Raw genomic sequence first — 20,295 nt, forward strand, 5'->3', positions numbered from 1 at the left:
TGGCAGAGTGAAGGCATGGACATGGCGTCACAGGAATCACCGTTGGCAGGGACGAGTTTGTCAGGAACGCGCGTCTTCCGCCTGGCCCATTGGCTCTCGGATGCGATCAATACGGCGCGCCTGAAGACCGCCCGGCGCTGGAAGTTCGAACCCAAGACCGTCGCGTATCAGGGCTATGGTTCCACCGAGTGGGTCCGGGTCCTGGGCAGGGTGGTGCTGGCCAGCAAGCCCGTGCCCGGCAGCCGCGCCGACCATGCCGCCCGGAACGGCACCGAGAATGTGCGCGGCTGGCGAGCGTTCACCAGCGTTCCCATTCCCGGCTCGGACGTGGAGATTGAGATCGGCGGAACAGTCACAAAGGTCAAGGCGGACCGCGGCGGCCTGGTGGACATCGATATTCCGGTGTCCCTGGCGCCCGGCTGGCACACCGCCGTACTGCGTTCCGCGGGTGCCGAGCCGGCGGAAGCAAGCATCTTTGTCATTGCCCCCGGTACCCAGTTCGGCATTGTGTCCGACATCGACGACACCGTCATGGTCACGGCACTCCCCCGGCCCTTCCTGGCGCTCTGGAACACCTTCGTCCTGAGCGAGCGGGCCAGGATGGCCACCCCCGGCATGGCCGTGCTGCTGGACCGGCTCACCGTTGAGCATCCGGACGCGCCGGTCATCTATCTCTCAACGGGGCCATGGAACGCGGCGCCCACGCTCGCACGGTTCCTGACCCGGAACATGTATCCCGCCGGCCCGCTGCTGCTGACAGACTGGGGACTGACCCAGGACCGCTGGTTCCGCAGCGGCCAGGAGCACAAGCGCCGCAACCTTGAGCGGCTGGCGGCGGAGTTCCCGCACATGCGCTGGCTGCTCATTGGCGACAACGGCCAGCATGACGAGCAGATCTACTCGCAGTTCACGCAACACAACGCGGACAAGGTGGCAGCCATCGCCATCCGGCAACTGTCCGTGAGCGAGGCCGTCTTCGCCGGCGGGCACTCTGAAGACGGGGACCACAGCGCCTCGACAGTGCCGTGGATCTACTCCCCGGACGGCGCGGGCATAGCCCGCCAGCTACGGAACCTCGAACTGCTCTAGGTGCCCGGCCTGCTTAGGTGACCGGCCCGCCGTCGGGCGTTCCGCCGTCGGACATCCCTGCATCGGTCAGCATTCCATCAGCCATGGCTCCGTCCGGTTCTGCAGCCGCAGCCGCGACGGCAGCATCCGCGGACGCGGCCAGCTTCCGTTCCTCCTGGAGCTCCTGGAACCAGTAGAACGAGGCCTTCGGCGTGCGCACCTGCGTCTCGAAATCCACGTGCACCAGGCCGAACGGCTGCTTGTAGCCGCCCGACCATTCGAAGTTGTCCATGAAGGACCAGACGTAATAGCCGCGCAGGTCGATCGCCTCGGCCTCGCCGCCGGCGGCCGTGGCCCGGAGGGCGGTGCCGAGGTGGTCGGAGAGGTAACGGACCCGCCGCTCGTCGGGGATGAAGGTCCGGTTGGTGGACTTGTCGAGGACTCTGATGTCCTCAAAGCTTGCCCCGCCCTCCGTGATGATGACGGGCGGAAGGTTTGGGTACCGTTCAGCCATTTCCTTGAGCGCCACGGCCATGTACTCGGGCTTCACCGGCCAGCCGTAGGCAGTGGTTTCGGTGTCCGGCCACGGTTCGATGTGGAGCGGGGCACCGGGCGTGGCGTCCTTGAGGTCATCCCCCATCGCCTCCGCCATCGCCGCCGGAACGGGGCTGTCGCCCCCGCCCGCCGCCACCCGGGTGGGCATGTAGTAGTTCATGCCGTAGAAATCCAGCGGCTGGGAAATGACGGCCATGTCCTCGTCCGGATGGTCGAAGGACGAGAAGAACTTCCCGAGGCGGATGAGGTCCGGATACTTCCCGGTAAGCACGGGGTCCGCATAGAGCCGGTTCTGCGCCATGTCCATCGCTCCGGCACTCATCCAGTCAAGGGGGTTGCCGGAGTTGGGCACCACGGGTGAGTACACGTTGGTCATGCCGATTTCTCCGGGCACCCTGGCGGCCCGAAGGGCCTGCAGGGCCAGGCCGTGGCCCAGCAGCTGATGGTGCACGGTGGGCAGGCCGTTGGCGAAGTCGGCCTTTCCCGGGGAGTGCAGGCCCAGGGCATAACCGTTGGTGGTCACGGTGGCGGGTTCATTGATGGTCACCCAGCGCGCCACCCGGTCCCCGTAGGCGGCCGCGGCGATGGCGGCAAACTCCCCCAGCCGGTAGGCGGTGTCCCGGTTGAGCCAGCCGCCGTCCTCATCGAGAGCCAGCGGAGTGTCCCAGTGGTAGAGCGTGACCATCGGCGAAATTCCGTTGGCCAGCAGCTCGTCCAGCAGCCGGTCGTAGAAGTCCAGGCCGGCCCGGTTCACCGCTCCACGCCCGTCCGGCTGGATCCGCGGCCATGCCAGGGAGAACCGGTAGGAGTCGACGCCCAGCTCCTTCATCAGGGCCACGTCCTGCGGCATGCGGTGGTAGTGGTCGCACGCCACGGCGGGGCTGTGCCCGTCCACGATGTTCCCGGGTTTGGCGGCAAAGACGTCCCAGCCCGCGGGTCCGCGGCCGTCCTCATCGAGCGCCCCTTCAATCTGGAAGGCGGCTGTCGCCACCCCCAGGGTGAAATCGGCCGGAACCATGGCTGCCAGTTCTTTGGCGGAAGGATGCATCGCTGGACCTCTGTGACGTTGTGAAAGGCCGGTGGGCCAAAACTTCAGATTGCCGGAGTCTACCGCTCAGGGCGCCGCGCTGCCCGGATTGATCACGGAAATCACGTTCCCGGCCGGGTCCTTGAACCATGCGATATCCGGGCCCATCCCCCGGGCTATTCCCTTTTCGTCCGTGGGGAGGCCGGGATCGTCGTAAATCTTGGTCTGGACGCCGGCCGCGTTGAGCTCGTCAACCGCCGCTTCGACGTCGTCCACCACCAGGTTGAGGACGGTGAAGGTGGCCGGTTCATGGTTGTCCTTGGGGTAGACAAAAATCCTGTGGCCTTCCGGCATGGACAGCTCCAGCGTCCCCATCGCGCCGTCGGACACGGCCAGGCCCAGCGTCTGCCCATAGAAGTCCCGGGCGCGGGCCACGTCGTTGACGCTAAAGCTGGAAAACGAACCCTTGGGCGCAAACATGGCCTTCTCCTTCGACGGCTCCGGTCCTTCAACAGCTCCGGTCCTTCACCAGCTCAAGACAGCGGCACCTCTGGACTGCGGTACCTCCCAGAATGGCACAGGGCGGGGCCGCTGACGAGGGGACCTTGACCTGCGCTGGTAGGGTCTGCGGCATGGATGAAAAATTGGGGAAGTTCATCGATGATTTCGCGCAGCTCGTGCAGATCGCCCAGTCCGGGCAGCACCGCGTGAAGGCCGGAACGCAGCTGCTGACAACAATCACCGAGCATCTGGCGGTGCCGGCCGAGTCACTTGCGGTGGTGGTGGAGGAGGTGCCGGCGCACCGGTTCGTGGACGCGGACATCCTGATGGCCGAGCTCGCCGCCGAGGACGCGGAGTTCCGGCTGGTGGGCATCGGCGGCGGTGACCAGCGCCACCACCAGTCCCTGAGCGACATGCTGCAGCAGTCGCAGTTCTTCCCGCAGTTTCCGTTGTCGCAGCCCGATTACATCAATCTGGCTGTGGGGCCTGATGAACAGCGGCAGGCCGTGGCGCTGGGCCTGTGGCTGTTCAGGCATGCCGGCAGCCCGGTTGCTGTCCTGCAGCGGGACGCGGCTCCGCGGTACGGGCGGCAGACTGCGTGCCTCGAGGTTCTGGCTGCCGACGCCAAGAACGCCGCGGACTTCCTGGCCGAGTTCCGCCGGCGCATGCAGCGCGGCAGCGTCCTGAAGGGCCAGGTCATTTCCCTGGTCATGGGAGAGTACGGGCCCAGCACCGGAGGCGTGACGTTCCACGCCCGGCCGGAACTCACCGCCTCCGACGTCATCCTGCCCCAGGGGCTGCTCCAGAAAGTGGCTGATCACGCCCTCGGCATCGCCGCGCACCGGGAGTCGCTGAACGAGTACGGCCAGCACCTCAAGCGGGGCATCCTGCTGTACGGGAAACCGGGGACCGGCAAGACCCACACGGTGCGGTACCTGCTGAGCCAGAGTGCCGGCATCACCGCGATCCTGCTGTCCGGAGGATCCCTGGCCAGGATCTCCGAGGCGGCCGCTATGGCCCGGGCCCTCCAGCCTTCAATCGTTGTGCTTGAGGACTGCGACCTGATCGCCGAGGACCGGAGCTTCGGGCACGGGCCGCAGCCGCTGCTGTTCGAGGTGCTGGACGCCATGGACGGCCTGGACCACGACGCCGACGTCGCATTCGTCCTCACCACCAACCGCGTGGACATGCTCGAACGCGCCCTTGCCCAGCGCCCCGGCCGCGTGGACCTCGCCGTGGATATTCCGCTGCCGGCAGCGGACGAGCGCGTCGGGCTGGTGACGCTGTACGCGCGCGGCATTCCGTTCAGTCCGGAGGCTGTCCGGGACGCTGCCGCCCGCACCGAAGGAACAACGGCCTCGTTCGCGCGCGAGCTGGTCCGCCGTGCCGTCGTGCGTGCCGCACTGCACGCCGCACCCGTGTCGGACAACCACCTGCTCGGGGCGGTGGAAGAACTGATGGCCGACGGCGAGACTCTCACCAGGAGCCTGCTGGGCAGCGGCCCCGCCGGCGGCGGGGACGGGCAGGGCGGCTTCGCTGTTCCCGGCTTCCCTGGCCCGGGAATTGGCGGGCCGGGTTCACCCCGGCCGGGCTTCTTCCCAGGGCCTGATTTTCCAGGGCCTGATTTTGGCAGCGTTGGTTTCGCCGGGCCGGGTTAGTCCAGTTGCGGATCAGTCCACCAGCGGCGGCGGCCCAAAGAGGAATTCGTTGGCGTGGGACACGGCCTTGCGGAAGGCGTCATTCCGCAAGCCCACCAGGTTCTCGGAGCCGGCCTCGCCAGGCTCAAGGAACTGTGTGAGGCCAGGGCGAAGCACCCAAATGTCCCCGGCCGGCGGCAGGTAGAACACTCCGAACGTACGGTGCTGGCGGTCGTCGTCGGACCAGATGGGCACCACGGCCAGTGCGGCACCGGTTGTGGGATTGATCCACTGTGCGCGGGGAAGTGGCTCCTCATGGGCCTCGGGATCCAGGAACGGCGCTGTGCCCTTGCCCCAGCGCTGCTCGAAGCGCTCATGGAAGGCCGGGATCAGGTGGGAGTCGTAGCGGCGCCAATCGCTCATGGCTGTGGTTCTCCTCTGACGCTCGGGTCGGATTCAGGCCCAGGGTCCGCTCTCCCATCTGACGCGGGTGACGCGCAGCGGCGGTTCACGGTGCCGGACTACGTGGACCGGAATACTGTGTGGCTGGCTGGCTGATCGGTCGGGAGCCCCGGCACGAAGGATCTGGCGGTCGTAGGCCGCCCGGCGCTTCGGGTCCCGAAGCACGGAGAAGGCCTGCATGACGAGCTGCAGCTCGGCTGGTACCGCGTCGCCGTTGGCGAGATCCGGATGGTGGCGGCGCAGCAGCGCGCGGTAGGCACGGGCGACTTCCTGCTGCGACGCGCGGTGCGGAATCTGCAGCACCGCATAGTAGTCCGGTGCGGGTGTGGTCATCACTGAAGCCTGTTGAGGTGGTTGTTCCTGTAGCCGTGGCCGGGGCGGCCTTCGGGTAGGCGAAGGCCGCCCCGCCAGCGTGGCGGCCGGCTACGTCTCGATCTGCTGCAGCTGGCCCTTGCTTTCGATCTCGATCTTCCGTGGCTTTGCCTGCTCGGCGACCGGGATCCGGAGAGTCAGCACTCCGTAGTCGTAGCTGGCCTTGATGTTGTCCGCGTCCAGCGTGTCGCCGAGAATGAGCTGCCGGCTGAAGACGCCGCGTGGCCGCTCGGAAACCACCAGTTCGACGTTTGGCTGGGTGGCATCCCGGCGCTCCGCCCGGACAGTGAGGACGTTCCTTTCAACGTTCAGGTCCACGGCGTCCGGCGAAATCCCTGGCAGGTCAAAGGCCACCACAAATTCCCCGTCTTCCTGCCAGGCATCCATCGGCATGGCCGCCGGACGGGCTGCTGTTCCGAAGACCTGCTGGGTGAGACGGTCCAGCTCACGGAACGGGTCGGTACGGATTAGCATCATTTCCCACTCCCTTCAGCATGTAGGTTCTATGGCTACCCATCACCGTTATCTATGGTGGTGGATATAGATTTTTTATAGCACTGGTGACAAACTTGGGCAAGGGGAAAATCAGGAAAATTTGGACGGGGAATCACATGGCCAACCGGGACAGCACTGGGCGCGGGCTGTACGCCATTTCGGTGGTGGCGGAGCTCGTGGGAACAGGCCAGCAAAACATCCGGCTCTATGAGCGCCGCGGCCTGCTGACCCCGGAAAGGACCGACGGCGGCACCCGCCAATACAGCGAATCGGACCTGGCCGTCCTGCGCCGCATCGGAGAACTCCTGGACGAAGGGCTCAACCTGGCGGGCGTGGCGAAGGTGCTGGAACTGGAAATGGACAACGCCCGTCTCCGGCGGCAGCTGAAGCTTGCCCGGGCCCGAAGCGCCCGCCCGGACGAGGGCGATTGATCCCTGCAGGCTACAGCCGGCCGCCGGCGAGCAGGAAGGAATCCTCAAGCAGCTCGGCGAGCAGGCCGCCGTCAACCCTTGAAAGCCGGACGAGGACCAGCTGCGGTGAACGCTCATGGTGCGGCGTCCAGAAATATGTCTCCGGATCCGTGCCGGCCAGAGCCTCGCGCTCCTCGGTTTTGACCGTGAGCACGTCCCTTTCCCAGACGCGGGCCATCAGGGTTTTAGCGAACCAGGCTGGCTGGTTCCAGCTGACGCGCTCGGTCACGCCCGGCAGTGCAAGGCAGATCCTGCGGACATCCGCTTCAGTGGCCATGCTTTCAGTCCGGGGCGTCGGCCTTGGAAAGCTCGCCCGTAACTTCCTCGCCCGGCACCCGGGCGGTGCGCCAGGTGTCGACGGCTATCACGGCACCGAGCACCACCAGCGAGAGTGCCACGGAAGCGACGGCGTCGCTCACCCAGTGATAGCCCAGGTACAGCCGGCTGACGGACGCCAGGATTACTCCGATGATGGCACAGACAAAACCGACCACTGTTGTCTTTGGTTTCCGGTGGCGGGAAAAGACCAGGAATGCCGTAATCAGCAGGAAGTCAGAGGCCCCCAAAACGTGGCCCGACGGGAAAGAAAAGGTGTGGTCTGCGCCGAACAGCATCTGGTCCACGGGAGGGCGTTGTCTGTCGACCGACCGGCCGATGAGCTGCGCCAGCCCCACGCCGGTGAGCATTGCCGCCGCCAGCAGAATCGGCCGCCACGCATGCTTCGCCAGGATGCCCCATGCCACCGTGACAACGAGGACGATGATGGGCAGCGCCACGGGCCCGAAGATGACAGCCAGGACAATCATCACCACGGTCAGGACCTGCGAGCGCGTCGTCAGGAGCCACCTCCAGGACTCGTCATCAGCGCTGGCCAGCCCGTCATGATCCTGGACGCCTGCGAGAGCGAAGAAGAAGACGACTGCCCCCACAACCGCAAGGACGACCGCCGTCACGTAGAGCGCCTTCCGCGCACCAGGTTCCATGTAGCGTTCTTCAACCACAAACTTGTCGTGGAAGACGCGCCACCACCCCTGCTTGTCCGCTGATTCTTCTGCCACCTGAAAGACCGCCTGTGTGCGCCGGGGAAAACTGCCTTAGAAGTGAAATCCTAAGCCCCCTTACGGATGTCCTTCCCCGCTGTTACGGTAAAACTTCCAGCCCCACGAGGTCTCAGGAGACGACATGAGCACTGAAGGAAACGGCCAGGAAGACCAGAACAGCGGAACTTCACCGCAGACCCAGGGGGATGGCGTCCCGGACTCCGGTAGCGGCGTCGCGGTGGGCGCCGGCGAGCCGAATACCTTTGAGCCGGAAGAAGGCACGGACAGCACGCGGACCGGAGCGCCCGGCAGCGACCAGATTGCCACGGCGGAGGACACGCCGGACGTCGAGGAAACACCGGTGGACACCACCGAACCCAGCTGACCCGGCTGCGCCCCCGAGCCGCACGCAGAACCGCGAGGCCAGTTCCGGTAGCCCTGTCGTGAATGACAGGCGCGGTGGATAATTAGTTCCACATTCAAGTGGCAACGGGGCTACGGAGGCTGCCGTGAGGATCATCGGACTACTTGTGGTCATCTGGCTCATCATCGGCGTATTTGCCGCGTTTCAGCGGGGCTACTTTGGCGGCTCCCCGAACTCGTGCACGGAGGCCGGAACCGTGGCGATCACCATAGCCGCGGGGCCGCTGAACTACATGGGCGCCAACCCCAAGCTGACCTGCGAAGTGCCGCAGCCTTCCAAGTAGGCAGCCTTCCAAGTAGGCAGCCTTCCTAGTAAGGGCGCCTTCCAACTGGCAGCGGCCTTCCGGGTGCAGCAGCCGGCCGCTTACCCGGACGGCGCGTTTCCGTTCACTCGCGATTCACGCGCGCGTCCTCGCCCGTCCAAGCGGCCCCGTTAGGTTCGGGGCCATGGACATCACTCGCAGAACACTCATCACCAGCAGCCTCGGTGCAGGCCTCGTCATCGCCCTGCCCGGCACCGCCGTCGCCGATCCCCGGAACGCAGAAGCGAGCCTCCCCACAGATCCCTTCACCCTGGGCGTCGCGTCCGGCGACCCCTGGCCCGATGGCTTCGTGCTCTGGACCCGGCTCGCGCTCAACCCGCTCGCAGAAGACGGACTGGGCGGCATGCCCTCCCGCGTTGTCGCCGTGGCCTGGGAGGTTGCCGAGGACCCTGCGATGCGGAAGGTCGTCCAGCGCGGCGTGGAGCAGGCCCTGCCGGAAAGCGCCCACTCGGTCCACGCGGAAGTGCGCGGCCTGCAGCCCGGGCGCGAGTACTTCTACCGGTTCCGCGCCGGCCGCCACATCAGTCCTATTGGCCGCACACTGACCAGCCCGGCCTGGTACGAAACGCCGGCGGCCCTGTCCATGTCCTTCGCCAGCTGCGCCCAGTACGAGCACGGTTTCTTCACGGCCTACCGCCGCCTCGCCGAGGACCAGCCGGATCTGGTGCTGCACCTCGGCGACTACCAGTACGAGTACAAGAAGGGCTCCTACGTGACCCGCGGCGGGAACGTCCGCGACCACGAGGGCCCGGAGACGGTGACGCTGGAGAACTACCGCCAGCGCCACGCCCAGTACAAGGCCGACGCCGACCTCCAGGCTGCGCATGCCGCGGCGCCGTGGCTGGTGGTCTGGGATGACCACGAGGTGGATAACAACTGGGCGGACGAGGTCCCGGAAAACGCGGACCCGGCCCAGCTGAACAACACTGCGGCCAACTTCAGGAAGCGCCGGGCCGCCGCGTTCCAGGCGTACTACGAGAACATGCCGCTGCGCGCACCGTCCATGCCCGCCGGCGCAGACATGAAGATCTACCGCACGGTTCAGTGGGGCCAGCTTGCCAACTTCCACATGATGGACACCCGCCAGTACCGCGACGACCAGTTGGCGGGGGACGGCTGGCGCAAGAACGTCCAGGAGCGCCTGGCGGAGAACCGGACCATCACCGGGGCCGATCAGGAGCAGTGGCTGCTGGACGGTTTCCGGAAGTCCAAGGCGCGCTGGGACCTGCTGGGCCAGCAGGTGTTCTTCGCCGAGCGGGACCGCAACCAGGCCGCCGACATCGACGACGTGTCCATGGATGGCTGGGACGGCTACGCATCCTCCCGCCGCCGCATCACCCAGGGCTGGGTGGACGCCAAGGTGCGCAACGCCGTCGTCCTCACAGGCGACGTCCACCGCAACTGGGCCAACGACGTCAAGGTCGACTACAAGGATCCGGACACGCCGGTGGTGGGCTCGGAACTGGTCTGCACGTCCGTCACGTCCACAGGCAACGGCACGGGCTCCGTCTCGGACCCCACCATGGCCTGGAACGACCACCTGAAGTTCTTCAACGACCAGCGCGGCTATGTCCGGACTACCATCGCGAAGGATTCCCTGACGGCAGATTTCCGGGTGCTGGACTACGTCAACACCCCGGGCGCAGCGGTCAGCACCAAGGCGTCCTTCCGGATCGACGACGGCGTGCCCGGCCTCCAGCCCCGCGCCTAGTTCCCCGCTTCCCGGCAACGCGGGGTCACTTAGCGCCTGATGAGTGCCTCGAACGGGCGCTAAGTGACCCCGCGTTGCTTGGACCAGCGTCACCAGTCATGAACGGTTCCGTCGACGAGGCGGTTGTAGGGCAGGTAGGCCTGCTGGTACGGGTAGGCGGCCGCGGCTTCGGCGTTGAATTCGACGCCGATGCCGGGCTTGTCGCCCGGGTGCAGGTAGCCGTCGGTGAAGGTCATGAACTGCTCGAAGACCTCATTGGTCGCCGCGGAGTGCTGCATGTATTCCTGGATGCCGTAGTTGTGGATCGCCAGGCCCACGTGCAGCTGCGCGGCGAACCCGACCGGGGAAATGTCCGTAGGGCCGTGGAAACCGGACTTGATCTGGTACTGCGCAGCGAAGTCCATGACCTTCTTCAACGGCGAGATGCCGCCGAAGTGCGTGGACGCTGCCCGGACGTAGTCGATCAGCTGTTCCTTGATGATGCTCTGGTAGTCGTACACGGTGTTGAAGATCTCACCGATCGCCAGCGGCGTCGTGGTGTGCTGACGGACCAGGCGCAGCGCCTCCTGATTCTCCGCCGGAGTGCAGTCCTCCAGCCAGAACAGGTCATACGGCTCCAGCGCCTTGCCCAGCTTCGCGGCCTGGATCGGCGTCATCCGGTGGTGCCCGTCGTGCAGCAGCGGCAGTTCCGGGCCGAACTCGTTCCGGACCGCCTCGAACACCGTGGGCAGGTGGCGCAGGTAGGCCCGGGTGTCCCAGTCCTCCTCCACCGGGAACGCACCCCGGCCGGCCGGTTCATAGTCGTACCGCTCCCCCGACGCCTGCGCCTGCGCCGCCACCCCGTACACCGCCTTGATCCCGGGCACCGCGGTCTGGATCCGCACCGACTTGTACCCCAGTTCCAGGTGCTCCCGGACCGAATCAAACAGCGACGGGATATCCGAACCCGAGGCGTGGCCATAGGCGCGCAGCCCGTTCCGGGACGCCCCGCCCAGCAGCTGGTACACCGGCATGCCCGCCAGCTTGCCCTTGATATCCCACAACGCCATGTCCACCGCAGCAATCGCCGCCATCGTCACCGGCCCGCGCCGCCAGTACGAAGACCGATACAGGAACTGCCACGTGTCCTCAATCCGGTGCGGATCCTTCCCGATCAGCAGCTGCGCCACATGCTCCTTCAGGTACGCCGCCACCGCGAGCTCACGCCCGTTCAGCGTGGCGTCACCGATGCCGGTCACGCCGTCCTCGGTAGTGATCCGCAGTGTCACGAAGTTACGGGAGGGGCTGGTCACGAAGACTTCCGCAGCAATGATTTTCACAGGTCCAGGCCTTCCTTCACATCAGCAAAATTTCAACATTCCGGGCCGGGCGGCCCGGTGGGCGTTGCAGTCGTCAGCGCTGGGTACTGCCGGCAACATGGTTGCCCAGCAGTGCGAGTTCGCCGGTCCGGGGCAGGCCTTCCCAGTCCCCCGCCGTGCTCACGGCGAAGGCGCCCGCAAGCGCGCCGCGGCTGAGGCGTCCGGCCACGTTCTCGCCGTCGAGCAGGGCCGACAGGTATCCGGCGGTGAAGGCATCTCCGGCACCGACGGTGTCGATGCTCGTCACCGGCACAGCCGGCGCCTCATGGCGTCCGGCGGCGGTGTGGACACCGGCGCCGGCGGCGCCGCGTTTCACCACCACTTCCTGCACGCCCAGGGCAAGGAGCTGCTTCGCCGCGAGGACCTCGGCGGCCTCCGAAGAATCCGGCTCCGCTTCAGGAGCTGCGCGTTCCAGGTCCGGCTCCACCAGTCCGAGCTCGTCGTCGGACGCGATCAGGATGCTGGCATACGGCACGACCCGGGCCAACGCAGCCCTGGCCTCGTCACGGGACCAGAGCTTGCCGCGGTAGTTGACGTCCAGCGAGACGAGGATCCCCGCGCTTTTGGCCCGGCTGGCGGCATATTCAACTGCCTCCTGCGCCTGCGGGCTGAGGGCGGCGGTGATTCCGGTCAGGTGCAGCACCCGGGCGCCCCCGGCGAGAGCCACGTCGACGTCGTCGCAGTTGAGCGTGGAGCCGGCTGACCCGGAGCGGTAGTAGTAGGCGCGGGTGATATCGGCTGTGCGCTGTTCCAGAAACATCACGCCCGTGCTGCGGTCGGGATCCTGCCGGTGGAGCACGTCGATGCCTTCCCCGCGCAACTGGCGCAGGATGAACTCGCCGTGCGGGTCGCTGCCGACGACGCCGGCCCAGCGCACCCGGTGCCCCAGCCGGGCCGCACCCACGGCGACGTTCGATTCGGCCCCGGCCACATGCATCGACAGGCAACCACCGGCAGAGATCGGCCCGCCGGTCCTGAGCGAGACCATGGATTCGCCCAGCGTCAGCAGGTCGACGGCGGGGGTCACCGCGGGTTCTCCACGGCAGTGCGCCCGAAACCGGCGGCCAGGTCCACGAAGCTGCGTGCCCGCGACCGTACCGGCGCCAGGTCCCCGCCGGAGCCGGCGTCCCCGAAAAGCGGCCCGCCGAGGCCCACCGCAATGGCGCCCGCATCCCAATACGCTGTGGCCTGTTCGAGGCCGACGCCTCCCACCGCGATGAAAGGAATGTCCGGGAACGGGTCACGCAATGCCTTGAGGTACGGCGGTCCGCCGACCGAGGCCGGGAAAAGCTTGACGGCAGTTGCCCCGCGGTTCATGGCCTCGTAGGCCTCGCTGGGAGTCATCGCACCGGCCAGCACGGGTATCCCCTGCCGGGCGGACTCGTCCACAGATTCCGCCAGCGCCGGGGTCACGGTGAACTGCCCGCCGGCCTCACGGACGTTGTCCACGTCCCGCACGGTCAGGACGGTTCCCGCCCCGACGAAACAGCCGGCCGGAGCGGCCGCGCGCACTTCGCTGATCGCCTGCAGCGCGCCAGGGGTGGTGAGCGCGATTTCGACGTAGCGGAATCCCTCCTCCATGGCAACGAGTGCTGCCTTCGCGGCGGCCTGTCCGTCCGTGCCGCGCACGATGGCTACCAGCCGGCTGTCCCTGATGCCAGTGAGCAGCAGTTCCGGAGTCATAGTCCCTGTGTTTCCCATTCTGGCCGTCACCATTCCGCAAAGGAGCCGTCGGGATGCCGCCAGACAGGTCCGCGCCAGGCGTGGCCCTGCTTATCGGCGGCGCGGACCACGGCTTCGTCGATATCGATGCCCAGGCCCGGCCCGGTCAGCCGCTCGATGTGCCCGTCCACGAACTTGAGCGGAGTCTTGTCCACCACGTAGTCCAGCACCTCGGCCCCCTTGTTGTAATGGATGCCGATGCTTTGTTCCTGGATGAGGAAGTTGGGTGTCGCGAAGCCAACCTGCAGGCATGCCGCGAGTGCGAGCGGGCCCAGCGGGCAGTGTGGGGCGAGCTGCACTTCGTAGATCTCGGCCAGCGAAGCGATCTTGCGTGTCTCTGTGATGCCGCCCGCATGGGAGAGGTCGGGCTGGGCCACGGCGATTCCGGCCTGCAGCGCGGGCAGGAACTCCTGCCTGCTGTAAAGCCGCTCGCCGGTGGACACCGGCGTGGTGGTTGAGGAGGTGAATTCCCGGAGCAGGTGGGTGTTCTCGGGAACCACCGGTTCCTCAAGGAAGAACGGCCGGAACGGTTCCAGCAGCGGTGCCACGCGCCTGGCGTTGGCAAGGCTGAAGCGGCCATGGAAGTCGACGGCGACGTCCCGTTGGTCCCCCAGGACTTCCCGCGCGGCCGCAACCCGGCGGACCACGCCGTCGAGCTCGGCGACGGAGGCCACCGGACTCATCCTGCCGCTGGCGTTCATCTTGACGGCGGTAAGCCCGACTTCCAGCTGCGCGCTGATCTGGTCGGCCACCTCGTTGGGTTCGTCGCCGCCCACCCAGCCGTACATGCGGATCCGGTCACGGACGGGGCCGCCCAGCAGCTGGTGCACCGGCGCGCTGAAGTGCTTGCCGGCGATGTCCCACAGTGCCTGGTCAAGCCCGGACACGGCGCTTGCCAGGATGGGGCCGCCCCGGTAGAACGAACCCTTGGTCATGACCTGCCAGTGGTCTTCGATCCGGAGGGCGTCCTGGCCGATGAGCAGCTCGGCGAGCTGGTCGACGGCGGTGCGCACCGTCTCGCTGCGGCCTTCGCAGCTCGCCTCGCCCCAGCCCACAATCCCGCTGTCGGTCTCGATGCGGACAAACAGCCAGCGCGGCGGCACCAGGAAGGTTTCTATCCTGCTGATTTGTGTCATTTCCGAGCCCCTAGCCCTTGGTGGCGCCGGCGGTCAGACCGGAGACGATGTACTTCTGCGTGAACAACGCGATGATCATGATCGGGATGGTCACCACGGTGGCGGCCGCCATCAGCCCGCCCCAGTCGATGCTGGCGTAGGAGACGAAGTCGAAGATGGCCACGGGCAGCGTCTTCGTCTTCGAGCCGGACAGGACCAGGGCGAACATGAAGTTGTTCCACGAGAAGATAAAGGCCAGGATGCCCGCAGTGGCCATGCCGGCCACGGACAGCGGGAGGGTGATGTGGCGGAAGGCGCCGATCGGGGTGAGCCCGTCCACCTGCGCTGACTCCTCCAGTTCGACCGGCAGCGAGTCGAAGTAGCTCATCATGATGTACACGATCAGCGGCAGGGCGACGAACATGTGGCTGAGGATCAGGACTTCGAAGCCGCCCACCATTTTCAGGTTGGAAAAGACGTAGTACCACGGCACCAGCAGGGAAACGCCCGGGATGACGCGGGCCATGAGCACCACAAGCGCCGAACGGTGCATGGTGAACCGGCTCATGGCGTAGGCGGCCGGGACGCCCAGGACCAGTGACAGCGCGGTGGAGACGAAAGCCACCCAGAAGCTGTTGAAGATGAAGACGAAGTAGTTGTTCCGCTGCAGGACGTTGGCGTAGTTCTCGGCGGTCGGAGTGAACAGGAACGACTTCCCCGCATCGTAGATGTCAACGTTGGTCTTGAAGGAAGCGAGCAGCATCCAGAACAGCGGCGCGATCAGGAACAGCACCACCGCCACCAGTGCGGCGAAACGGAACACCTTGTACCCGCTGCTGCGCAACGGCTTCCTGCGGCGGGCCGTTCCTCGCCGCTGGCTTGCCGGCGTCTGGGATTCGGTGTTTTCGTGCAGGACGGTCATTTGCTTCCCGCTTTCTTGCGCATGGTCAGCAGCCACATGGAGCCAATGATGATCATGAAGAACAGGATCAACACGGCGGAGGAGAGCCCGTACTGGTTGTAGTCAAAGCTGAGCCCGTAGGCATACACGTTCAGCGTTTCCACCTCATGGAATGAACCGCCACCCTTGCCCTTTGTGGCGTAGAGGATATCGAACGTCTTGAGCGCGTCGATGCCGCGCAGCAGGATGGCCACGATCACGGTGGGCATCATGAGGGGCAGGGTGACGAAGAAGAAACGCTGGAAGGCGTTGGCGCCGTCCATGCGCGCGGCTTCATCCGGCTCCTCGGACAGCGAGGTCAGGCCCGCGAGGAGGATGAGCACCACCATGGGGGTCCACTGCCAAACGTCCATGAAGATGGTGGTGGGCAGGGCCGAGTCCTGGCCGGAGAGCCATGGCTGGGGTGGAATGCCAACGAGTCCCAGCAGCTGGTTGGCGAAGCCGATGTTCGGGTCAAAGATCAGGCGCCACATCATGCCTACTGCCACGGGGGTGGCAACGAGCGGCAGCAGAATGGCCACGCGGACCCATTTCTCGCCGCGGAACGGACGCCACAGGAGCAGTGCGATGCACATGCCGAGGACAACTTCGCAAACCAGGGCCACCAGCGTGAAGGACACCGTGCGGCCTACGGCGGGCCAGAACCTTTCGGTGTCCGTCAGCACGGTGAGGTAGTTTTCGAACCCCACGAAATCGGAGGCCGCGCGGACCGATCCCTGGGAGTCGGTCAGGCTCAGGTAGAGAGTCCAGGCAAGCGGAAAAACGATCAGGAGGCCCACGAAGATCATCGCGGGCGCTGCAAACAGCCATTTCCGGTGCCGGTTCGCCCAAGCGGAGAAATTAGCCCGGGTGCGCGCCGATTGTCCAGAGCTCCGGGCAGGGGTCAGTACAGACATGGTTCACCTAAGAGTCGGGGGTGACGGCGTTTCAAGTGCGACGGCGGAACAACAGCGGGGCTGTTGTGCCGCCGTCGCACATTACTTACTTGTTTTCGTCGTCCAGGAACTTCTGGAAGGCGGTGTTGGCCTGGTCGGCCGCGGCGGAAGCGTCAGCGCCCGTGATGGAAGCGACGATGGGCTCGCCCACGATTTCGCGGGCCTTGCCGACGGTGATGACCAGCGGACGGTCGTGGCCTACGCCCTTTTCAGCGCTGACTGCGATGGCGGCCGCAAGGTCCTTGGGGTAAGTGGAAGTACCGGCCGGGTCAGACCAGACAGAGGCCCGGGGCCCGGGGACGCCGGCCTTCTGTGCTTCGAGCGTCCGATCCTTGCTGGTGGCCCACTTGATGAACTTCCAGGCGTTGTCTTGGTTGCCCGAAGACTGGTTGATCGCGAGGCCCCACGACGGGATGTTGTACGGCTTGGAGCCCGCCGGTCCGGCCGGGAGCGGCGCGAAGCCAACGGTTTCGGCCACCTTGGACTTGGCGGGGTCCGTGGCGTTCTTGTAGAGGGAGTCCGCCTCCGTGTAGAAGGCGGCCTTGCCCTGGGTGAAGATTGCCATGGCTTCGGGCCAGCTCATGTCGGTGCTGACGTTCTTGGGACCGTAGTTCTTGATGAGCCCGCCGTAGAAGGCGTAGGCCTTCTTAGCTTCCTCGCTGCCGACGGCGGACTTGCCGCTTTCGTCGGTGAAGTCGCCGCCGAAGCTGTACAGGAAGCTGGAGAACTGGGTGACCGCGGTGGACTTGCCAGTGCGGGCAACGAAGCCGGCGGTGTCCGTGGAGGCGATCTTCTTGGCTGCCGCCTCGAGTTCCTCCATGGTCTTGGGGACCTCAAGGCCGGCGGCCTTCAGCAGGTCCTTGCGGTAGTAGAGCACCTCGCGTTCGGTGATGATCGGAACGCCCATGACCTTGTCTTCATACGTCGAAGCCTTGACGGGGCCGTCCTGGTAGTCCTTCCAGTTCCAGTCCGCGTCTTCGGCGACCTTGCTGGTCAGGTCCGCCAGATAGCCGTTCTTGCCGAAGGCCTTGCCCTCCTGAAGCGGCCGGTACATCATGACGTCGATTTCGTCGCTGCCCGCGTTAAGCTTGACGTTGTACTGGTCGGACAGCTGGTCTTCACCGAGCTGGGTCAGTTCCACTTTGAGGCCGGTGGACTTTTCGAATTCGGGGATCGCAGCCTTGATGCCTTCTGTCCAGACATGGTTGGCGAGGGTGACCCGGACCGTGTCCGACCCCTTCGAGTCGCCGCCTCCGCCCCCGCCGCAGGCGGTCAGCCCCATCGAGAGGGCCGCGGCAACGGCCGCGTACTTCACTACTGAACGTCGCTTCATTACGACTCCTTGACTCAGGACCAGAAATCCTCCGGCCACTCCAAACGCATCATTGCACTTGCTCAGGGTGCGATCATGGCAAATAAGGCGGACTTAAACAACCCTTGGCCTGGTTCCCGTATGCTTTATTTATGCAAACTCCACAGGCGGAGCCCTCCAGAGATTCGCCCGGGTCGTTTCTGGAACGGCTTGGCCTGGCGATTGCCGACGGCACGCTCCCGCCGCGCACGGTCCTCCGGATCGATGAGCTGGAAGCCGAGCACAAGGTGGCCCGGTCAGTGGTCCGGGAAGCAACGAAAGTGCTTTGTTCCATGGGCATGCTGGAGTCCAGGCGGCGGCTCGGAACTGTTGTCCAGGAAGAAGAGTGCTGGAATCTCTACGATCCCCAGGTCATCCGGTGGCGCCTGGCCTCCCCGGGACGGCTTGACCAGCTGCGCGCGCTGAACGAACTCCGCGGCGCGATAGAACCGCAAGCGGCACGGCTCGCGGCGGGCCGCATCTCGCTGGAGGACGGCAGCGAACTCGTATCGCTTGCAGCCCGGCTGTGGGCGGCCGGGCAGGGCGACAAACAGGAGCAGTTCCTCACCCTGGACATAGAGTTTCACGCTGCGGTGCTCAGGACATCGGGCAATCCCATGTTCTCCCAGCTGCACAACCTGGTGCGGGAAGTTCTCTCCGGCCGCACCGAACACGGCCTGGTGCCGCACCTTCCGCACCACGAGGCCCTGCAGCTGCATGTGGACGTGGCCAGCGCCATCCAGCGCGGTGAAGCCGAGGCTGCACACGCGGCCATGAGCAGGATCGTTGAGCAGTCCACCCAGGAAATGGGCGACATCTGGTCCCGGCATCAGGGGGATCCCGCTTAACCGCGCCGCTCAGTCCTCGGTGGGCGTGGTGCGGGTCGAGTGGTAGTTCCGCCAGCTGTGCTCGGGCGCGTAGCCGAGGAGCCGCTTGGCCTTGTCGATGGACAGCAGGGTTTCATGCTCGCCGAGCTCCTTCGTCACCTTCACCCGAGGGAACACCTCCGCCGCCAGGCTGGCGCTGGAGCGGCTCATGACGGTGTCCTCGTTGGCAATGATGAACGCCTCGAACCCCGGTGTGCGGTATTCCAGCGCGCGTGCCACCGCCTGCGCGCCGTCGCGCGCATCGATGTAGCCCCAGAGGTTCCACTTGCGCAGGGCCGCGTCCCGGTCAAAGGACGGAAACTCCTCGTAGTCCTCCGGATCCATGACGTTGGAGAACCGGAGGCCAACGATGCTCAGCGCCGGGTCCCACCGCGTCATCTGGACGGCCATCTGCTCCTCCAGGTGCTTCACCAGCGAGTAGGTGCTTTCCGGCCGGGCCGGATACTCCTCGTCCACGGGGATGTAGGGAGGGTCGACGTCGAACGGCAGTCCCAGCACCGTCTCACTGGACGCGTACACGATTTTCCTGATGCCGGCCCTGCGCGCGGCCTGGAACACGTTGTAGGTGGACAGCATGTTGTTTTCGAAGGTGGCGGCGTCCGGCACCAGGCCCGGAGCCGGAATGGCACCCAGATGGACTATCGCATCGAAGCCCTGGTGCCGGTCATCCAGGCCCATGATGACGTCAACGACCTGCCCGTAGTTGCGCAGATCCACGGCGGCGAACTGTGGACTCCGGCTCCCCGTCCGGTCCAGGTTGAGGACGGAATGGCCGTCCTCCACAAGCCTGCGGACCACGTTCCGTCCAAGTTTTCCGCTGCCTCCCGTTACGGCAATTCTCACCGCGGCCTCCTCCTGTTCGCTGGCAGGCCCTGGTCCGGGCCGCCGTGCTCCGATGGCCGCAGCGGCTATCGCCGCCCGGCGCCTTCCCCCAGCCTAGGGCCCGCAGCTGTAACCGCTGCCATGGCTCATGAAGAACTGGTGTATATTTTCTCGGTACGGTTTAGCAGAAGGCCGTTGGATTGTTGTTCGATCCGGCACCTTGCTTGCTGCTACCGCCCCGGCCACGGGGTCCCCTGCACTGCGCGCCCGCCGGTTCGTCTTGACCTGAGCGAAACGGTACCGAAAAATCGTGGCCAGCGAGTCGACCGCAAAACCTGAAACCTCAATCACGGAGCACCTCAACGAGCTTGTGCTCAGCAGCTCCGACGTGGGCGAATTCCTCCATGAACTTGCCCGGATCTCCGCCCGCAGCCTCTCCGAACCCGGCGACGAGGTCCTCTGCGGCGTGACCCTGCTGCGGCACCGCAAGGCAGCAACCGTAGCAAGCAGCAGCCCCGAGGCGCAGGCCATGGACGAGATCCAGTACGACTTCGGCGACGGCCCCTGCATGACGGCGTCGCGCGAGCAGGTCACGATCCATATCACGGACCTGGAAAACCACGATCGCTGGAAGAGCTACGCCGAGAAGGTCGTGGGGTACGGCGTGCGCTCCATCCTCGCCATCCCGTTTGTGCTCGAGGGCGAGACCCGGGCCGCCCTGAACCTTTACTCGCACCGAAAGGGCCGCTTCGAGGGCCGGGTCCTGGAACTGGCGCAGGACTTCGTCAGCCAGACCTCAATGGCCCTCCGGCTGGCCGTCCGCTTCGCCCATTACAGCGACGCCGCGGCCAACCTCAAGGCCACGCTGGAAACCAGGACGGTAATCGACGTCGCCGTTGGCGTGATCATGGCGCAGAACAGGTGCAGCCAGGAGGAAGCCTTCGAGCTGCTCAAAGCAGCGTCGAGCACCCGCAACATCAAGTTGCACAGCGTTGCGACGTCGATCGTTGACTCGCTGGGCCAAGGCCCGGCGAAGACCCACTATCAAGGCTAAGCCAGC

23 protein-coding genes are annotated in these 20,295 nt (G+C 65.9%); 8 read left to right on the plus strand and 15 right to left on the minus strand.

All coding sequences use genetic code 11. The features are described from left to right. The first annotated feature begins 15 nt into the window (after positions 1–15). Complete coding sequence (locus tag LFT45_RS18880; RefSeq protein WP_236805110.1) at positions 16–1,089, plus strand: App1 family protein; 1,074 nt, start codon at positions 16–18, stop codon at positions 1,087–1,089. Positions 1,090–1,102: 13 nt separating this feature from the next. On the opposite strand, the gene LFT45_RS18885 is transcribed toward LFT45_RS18880, so the two are convergent. Both LFT45_RS18885 and LFT45_RS18890 read right to left on the minus strand, forming a co-directional pair. Further along, complete coding sequence (locus LFT45_RS18885; RefSeq protein ID WP_236805111.1) at positions 1,103–2,671, minus strand: glycoside hydrolase family 1 protein; 1,569 nt, start codon at positions 2,669–2,671, stop codon at positions 1,103–1,105. A gap of 66 nt (positions 2,672–2,737) precedes the next feature. Then, a complete protein-coding gene (locus tag LFT45_RS18890; protein WP_236805112.1) occupies positions 2,738–3,130 on the minus strand; it encodes a VOC family protein in 393 nt (130 codons plus the stop codon). Between the two features lie 152 nt (positions 3,131–3,282). On the opposite strand from LFT45_RS18890, the gene LFT45_RS18895 reads away from it, so the two are divergent. Beyond that, positions 3,283–4,809: an AAA family ATPase gene (locus tag LFT45_RS18895; protein ID WP_236805113.1), complete on the plus strand. Its 1,527-nt coding sequence runs from the start codon at positions 3,283–3,285 to the stop codon at positions 4,807–4,809. Between the two features lie 12 nt (positions 4,810–4,821). Here LFT45_RS18895 and LFT45_RS18900 read toward each other — a convergent pair whose 3' ends face one another. The 3 genes from LFT45_RS18900 to LFT45_RS18910 form a co-directional block, all read right to left on the minus strand. Continuing rightward, positions 4,822–5,211: a hypothetical protein gene (locus LFT45_RS18900; protein WP_236805114.1), complete on the minus strand. Its 390-nt coding sequence runs from the start codon at positions 5,209–5,211 to the stop codon at positions 4,822–4,824. Between the two features lie 33 nt (positions 5,212–5,244). Further along, positions 5,245–5,583: a J domain-containing protein gene (locus tag LFT45_RS18905; protein ID WP_236805115.1), complete on the minus strand. Its 339-nt coding sequence runs from the start codon at positions 5,581–5,583 to the stop codon at positions 5,245–5,247. Positions 5,584–5,673: 90 nt separating this feature from the next. Further along, positions 5,674–6,096, minus strand: a complete 423-nt coding sequence (locus LFT45_RS18910) for an Hsp20/alpha crystallin family protein (RefSeq protein ID WP_236809437.1) — start codon at positions 6,094–6,096, stop codon at positions 5,674–5,676. 137 nt (positions 6,097–6,233) lie between these two features. Between LFT45_RS18910 and LFT45_RS18915 the strand changes: the two genes are divergently transcribed. Then, positions 6,234–6,548, plus strand: a complete 315-nt coding sequence (locus tag LFT45_RS18915; RefSeq protein WP_236805116.1) for a MerR family transcriptional regulator — start codon at positions 6,234–6,236, stop codon at positions 6,546–6,548. A 10-nt stretch (positions 6,549–6,558) separates the two neighbouring features. On the opposite strand, the gene LFT45_RS18920 is transcribed toward LFT45_RS18915, so the two are convergent. Further along, entirely contained in the window at positions 6,559–6,864 is a 306-nt protein-coding gene (locus LFT45_RS18920; protein WP_236805117.1) for an MmcQ/YjbR family DNA-binding protein, read from the minus strand. 4 nt (positions 6,865–6,868) lie between these two features. Beyond that, on the minus strand, positions 6,869–7,645 hold the full coding sequence (locus LFT45_RS18925) for a phosphatase PAP2 family protein (RefSeq protein WP_440158362.1): 777 nt from the start codon (positions 7,643–7,645) through the stop codon (positions 6,869–6,871). A 124-nt stretch (positions 7,646–7,769) separates the two neighbouring features. On the opposite strand from LFT45_RS18925, the gene LFT45_RS18930 reads away from it, so the two are divergent. The 3 genes from LFT45_RS18930 (at position 7,770) to LFT45_RS18940 (ending at position 10,084) form a co-directional block, all read left to right on the plus strand. Then, the gene (locus LFT45_RS18930) at positions 7,770–8,012 is read left to right on the plus strand and encodes a hypothetical protein (protein ID WP_236805118.1); all 243 of its coding nucleotides are present in this window, start codon (positions 7,770–7,772) and stop codon (positions 8,010–8,012) included. Between the two features lie 124 nt (positions 8,013–8,136). Then, the gene (locus LFT45_RS18935; protein WP_236805119.1) at positions 8,137–8,334 is read left to right on the plus strand and encodes a hypothetical protein; all 198 of its coding nucleotides are present in this window, start codon (positions 8,137–8,139) and stop codon (positions 8,332–8,334) included. A 163-nt stretch (positions 8,335–8,497) separates the two neighbouring features. Then, positions 8,498–10,084 (plus strand): alkaline phosphatase D family protein, encoded by a 1,587-nt coding sequence (locus LFT45_RS18940; RefSeq protein ID WP_236805120.1) that lies wholly within the window; start codon positions 8,498–8,500, stop codon positions 10,082–10,084. 89 nt (positions 10,085–10,173) lie between these two features. Here LFT45_RS18940 and manD read toward each other — a convergent pair whose 3' ends face one another. From manD to LFT45_RS18975, 7 genes are all read right to left on the minus strand, one after another. Beyond that, a complete protein-coding gene (gene manD / locus LFT45_RS18945) occupies positions 10,174–11,403 on the minus strand; it encodes a D-mannonate dehydratase ManD (RefSeq protein ID WP_236805121.1) in 1,230 nt (409 codons plus the stop codon). A gap of 73 nt (positions 11,404–11,476) precedes the next feature. Further along, entirely contained in the window at positions 11,477–12,469 is a 993-nt protein-coding gene (locus LFT45_RS18950; RefSeq protein ID WP_236805122.1) for a sugar kinase, read from the minus strand. Beyond that, positions 12,466–13,125 carry a bifunctional 4-hydroxy-2-oxoglutarate aldolase/2-dehydro-3-deoxy-phosphogluconate aldolase gene (locus LFT45_RS18955; protein ID WP_236805123.1) on the minus strand — a complete coding sequence of 220 codons (660 nt, stop codon included), beginning with the start codon at positions 13,123–13,125 and terminating at the stop codon, positions 12,466–12,468. The genes LFT45_RS18950 and LFT45_RS18955 overlap by 4 nt, the downstream gene beginning before the upstream one ends. A 26-nt stretch (positions 13,126–13,151) precedes the next feature. Further along, a complete protein-coding gene (gene dgoD, locus LFT45_RS18960) occupies positions 13,152–14,300 on the minus strand; it encodes a galactonate dehydratase (protein WP_236805124.1) in 1,149 nt (382 codons plus the stop codon). A gap of 10 nt (positions 14,301–14,310) precedes the next feature. Beyond that, positions 14,311–15,201 carry a carbohydrate ABC transporter permease gene (locus tag LFT45_RS18965; protein ID WP_236805125.1) on the minus strand — a complete coding sequence of 297 codons (891 nt, stop codon included), beginning with the start codon at positions 15,199–15,201 and terminating at the stop codon, positions 14,311–14,313. Beyond that, positions 15,198–16,136 (minus strand): carbohydrate ABC transporter permease, encoded by a 939-nt coding sequence (locus LFT45_RS18970; RefSeq protein WP_236805126.1) that lies wholly within the window; start codon positions 16,134–16,136, stop codon positions 15,198–15,200. The genes LFT45_RS18965 and LFT45_RS18970 overlap by 4 nt, the downstream gene beginning before the upstream one ends. 85 nt (positions 16,137–16,221) lie before the next feature. Further along, on the minus strand, positions 16,222–17,508 hold the full coding sequence (locus tag LFT45_RS18975) for an ABC transporter substrate-binding protein (RefSeq protein ID WP_236805127.1): 1,287 nt from the start codon (positions 17,506–17,508) through the stop codon (positions 16,222–16,224). Between the two features lie 131 nt (positions 17,509–17,639). Between LFT45_RS18975 and LFT45_RS18980 the strand changes: the two genes are divergently transcribed. Then, positions 17,640–18,374: a FadR/GntR family transcriptional regulator gene (locus LFT45_RS18980; RefSeq protein WP_236805128.1), complete on the plus strand. Its 735-nt coding sequence runs from the start codon at positions 17,640–17,642 to the stop codon at positions 18,372–18,374. A gap of 9 nt (positions 18,375–18,383) precedes the next feature. Here LFT45_RS18980 and LFT45_RS18985 read toward each other — a convergent pair whose 3' ends face one another. Continuing rightward, positions 18,384–19,256 carry an NAD-dependent epimerase/dehydratase family protein gene (locus tag LFT45_RS18985; RefSeq protein WP_236805129.1) on the minus strand — a complete coding sequence of 291 codons (873 nt, stop codon included), beginning with the start codon at positions 19,254–19,256 and terminating at the stop codon, positions 18,384–18,386. Positions 19,257–19,545: 289 nt separating this feature from the next. Between LFT45_RS18985 and LFT45_RS18990 the strand changes: the two genes are divergently transcribed. After that, positions 19,546–20,289 carry a GAF and ANTAR domain-containing protein gene (locus LFT45_RS18990; RefSeq protein ID WP_236805130.1) on the plus strand — a complete coding sequence of 248 codons (744 nt, stop codon included), beginning with the start codon at positions 19,546–19,548 and terminating at the stop codon, positions 20,287–20,289. Positions 20,290–20,295 lie beyond the last annotated feature (6 nt).

This window comes from Arthrobacter sp. FW305-BF8, assembly GCF_021789315.1.
Taxonomy (GTDB): Bacteria; Actinomycetota; Actinomycetes; order Actinomycetales; family Micrococcaceae; genus Arthrobacter.

Excerpts from the sequence above, each read along its gene's own strand:
- LFT45_RS18885 (WP_236805111.1), bottom strand. The coding sequence starts at position 2,671 with ATGCATCCTTCCGCCAAAGAACTGGCAGCCATGGTTCCGGCCGATTTC.
- LFT45_RS18880 (WP_236805110.1), top strand. The coding sequence starts at position 16 with ATGGACATGGCGTCACAGGAATCACCGTTGGCAGGGACGAGTTTGTCA.
- LFT45_RS18910 (WP_236809437.1), bottom strand. The coding sequence starts at position 6,096 with ATGCTAATCCGTACCGACCCGTTCCGTGAGCTGGACCGTCTCACCCAG.
- LFT45_RS18940 (WP_236805120.1), top strand. The coding sequence starts at position 8,498 with ATGGACATCACTCGCAGAACACTCATCACCAGCAGCCTCGGTGCAGGC.
- LFT45_RS18980 (WP_236805128.1), top strand. The coding sequence starts at position 17,640 with ATGCAAACTCCACAGGCGGAGCCCTCCAGAGATTCGCCCGGGTCGTTT.
- LFT45_RS18955 (WP_236805123.1), bottom strand. The coding sequence starts at position 13,125 with ATGACTCCGGAACTGCTGCTCACTGGCATCAGGGACAGCCGGCTGGTA.
- LFT45_RS18905 (WP_236805115.1), bottom strand. The coding sequence starts at position 5,583 with ATGACCACACCCGCACCGGACTACTATGCGGTGCTGCAGATTCCGCAC.
- dgoD (WP_236805124.1), bottom strand. The coding sequence starts at position 14,300 with ATGACACAAATCAGCAGGATAGAAACCTTCCTGGTGCCGCCGCGCTGG.
- LFT45_RS18890 (WP_236805112.1), bottom strand. The coding sequence starts at position 3,130 with ATGTTTGCGCCCAAGGGTTCGTTTTCCAGCTTTAGCGTCAACGACGTG.
- LFT45_RS18920 (WP_236805117.1), bottom strand. The coding sequence starts at position 6,864 with ATGGCCACTGAAGCGGATGTCCGCAGGATCTGCCTTGCACTGCCGGGC.
- LFT45_RS18965 (WP_236805125.1), bottom strand. The coding sequence starts at position 15,201 with ATGACCGTCCTGCACGAAAACACCGAATCCCAGACGCCGGCAAGCCAG.
- LFT45_RS18895 (WP_236805113.1), top strand. The coding sequence starts at position 3,283 with ATGGATGAAAAATTGGGGAAGTTCATCGATGATTTCGCGCAGCTCGTG.
- LFT45_RS18915 (WP_236805116.1), top strand. The coding sequence starts at position 6,234 with ATGGCCAACCGGGACAGCACTGGGCGCGGGCTGTACGCCATTTCGGTG.
- LFT45_RS18975 (WP_236805127.1), bottom strand. The coding sequence starts at position 17,508 with ATGAAGCGACGTTCAGTAGTGAAGTACGCGGCCGTTGCCGCGGCCCTC.
- LFT45_RS18970 (WP_236805126.1), bottom strand. The coding sequence starts at position 16,136 with ATGTCTGTACTGACCCCTGCCCGGAGCTCTGGACAATCGGCGCGCACC.
- LFT45_RS18900 (WP_236805114.1), bottom strand. The coding sequence starts at position 5,211 with ATGAGCGATTGGCGCCGCTACGACTCCCACCTGATCCCGGCCTTCCAT.
- LFT45_RS18930 (WP_236805118.1), top strand. The coding sequence starts at position 7,770 with ATGAGCACTGAAGGAAACGGCCAGGAAGACCAGAACAGCGGAACTTCA.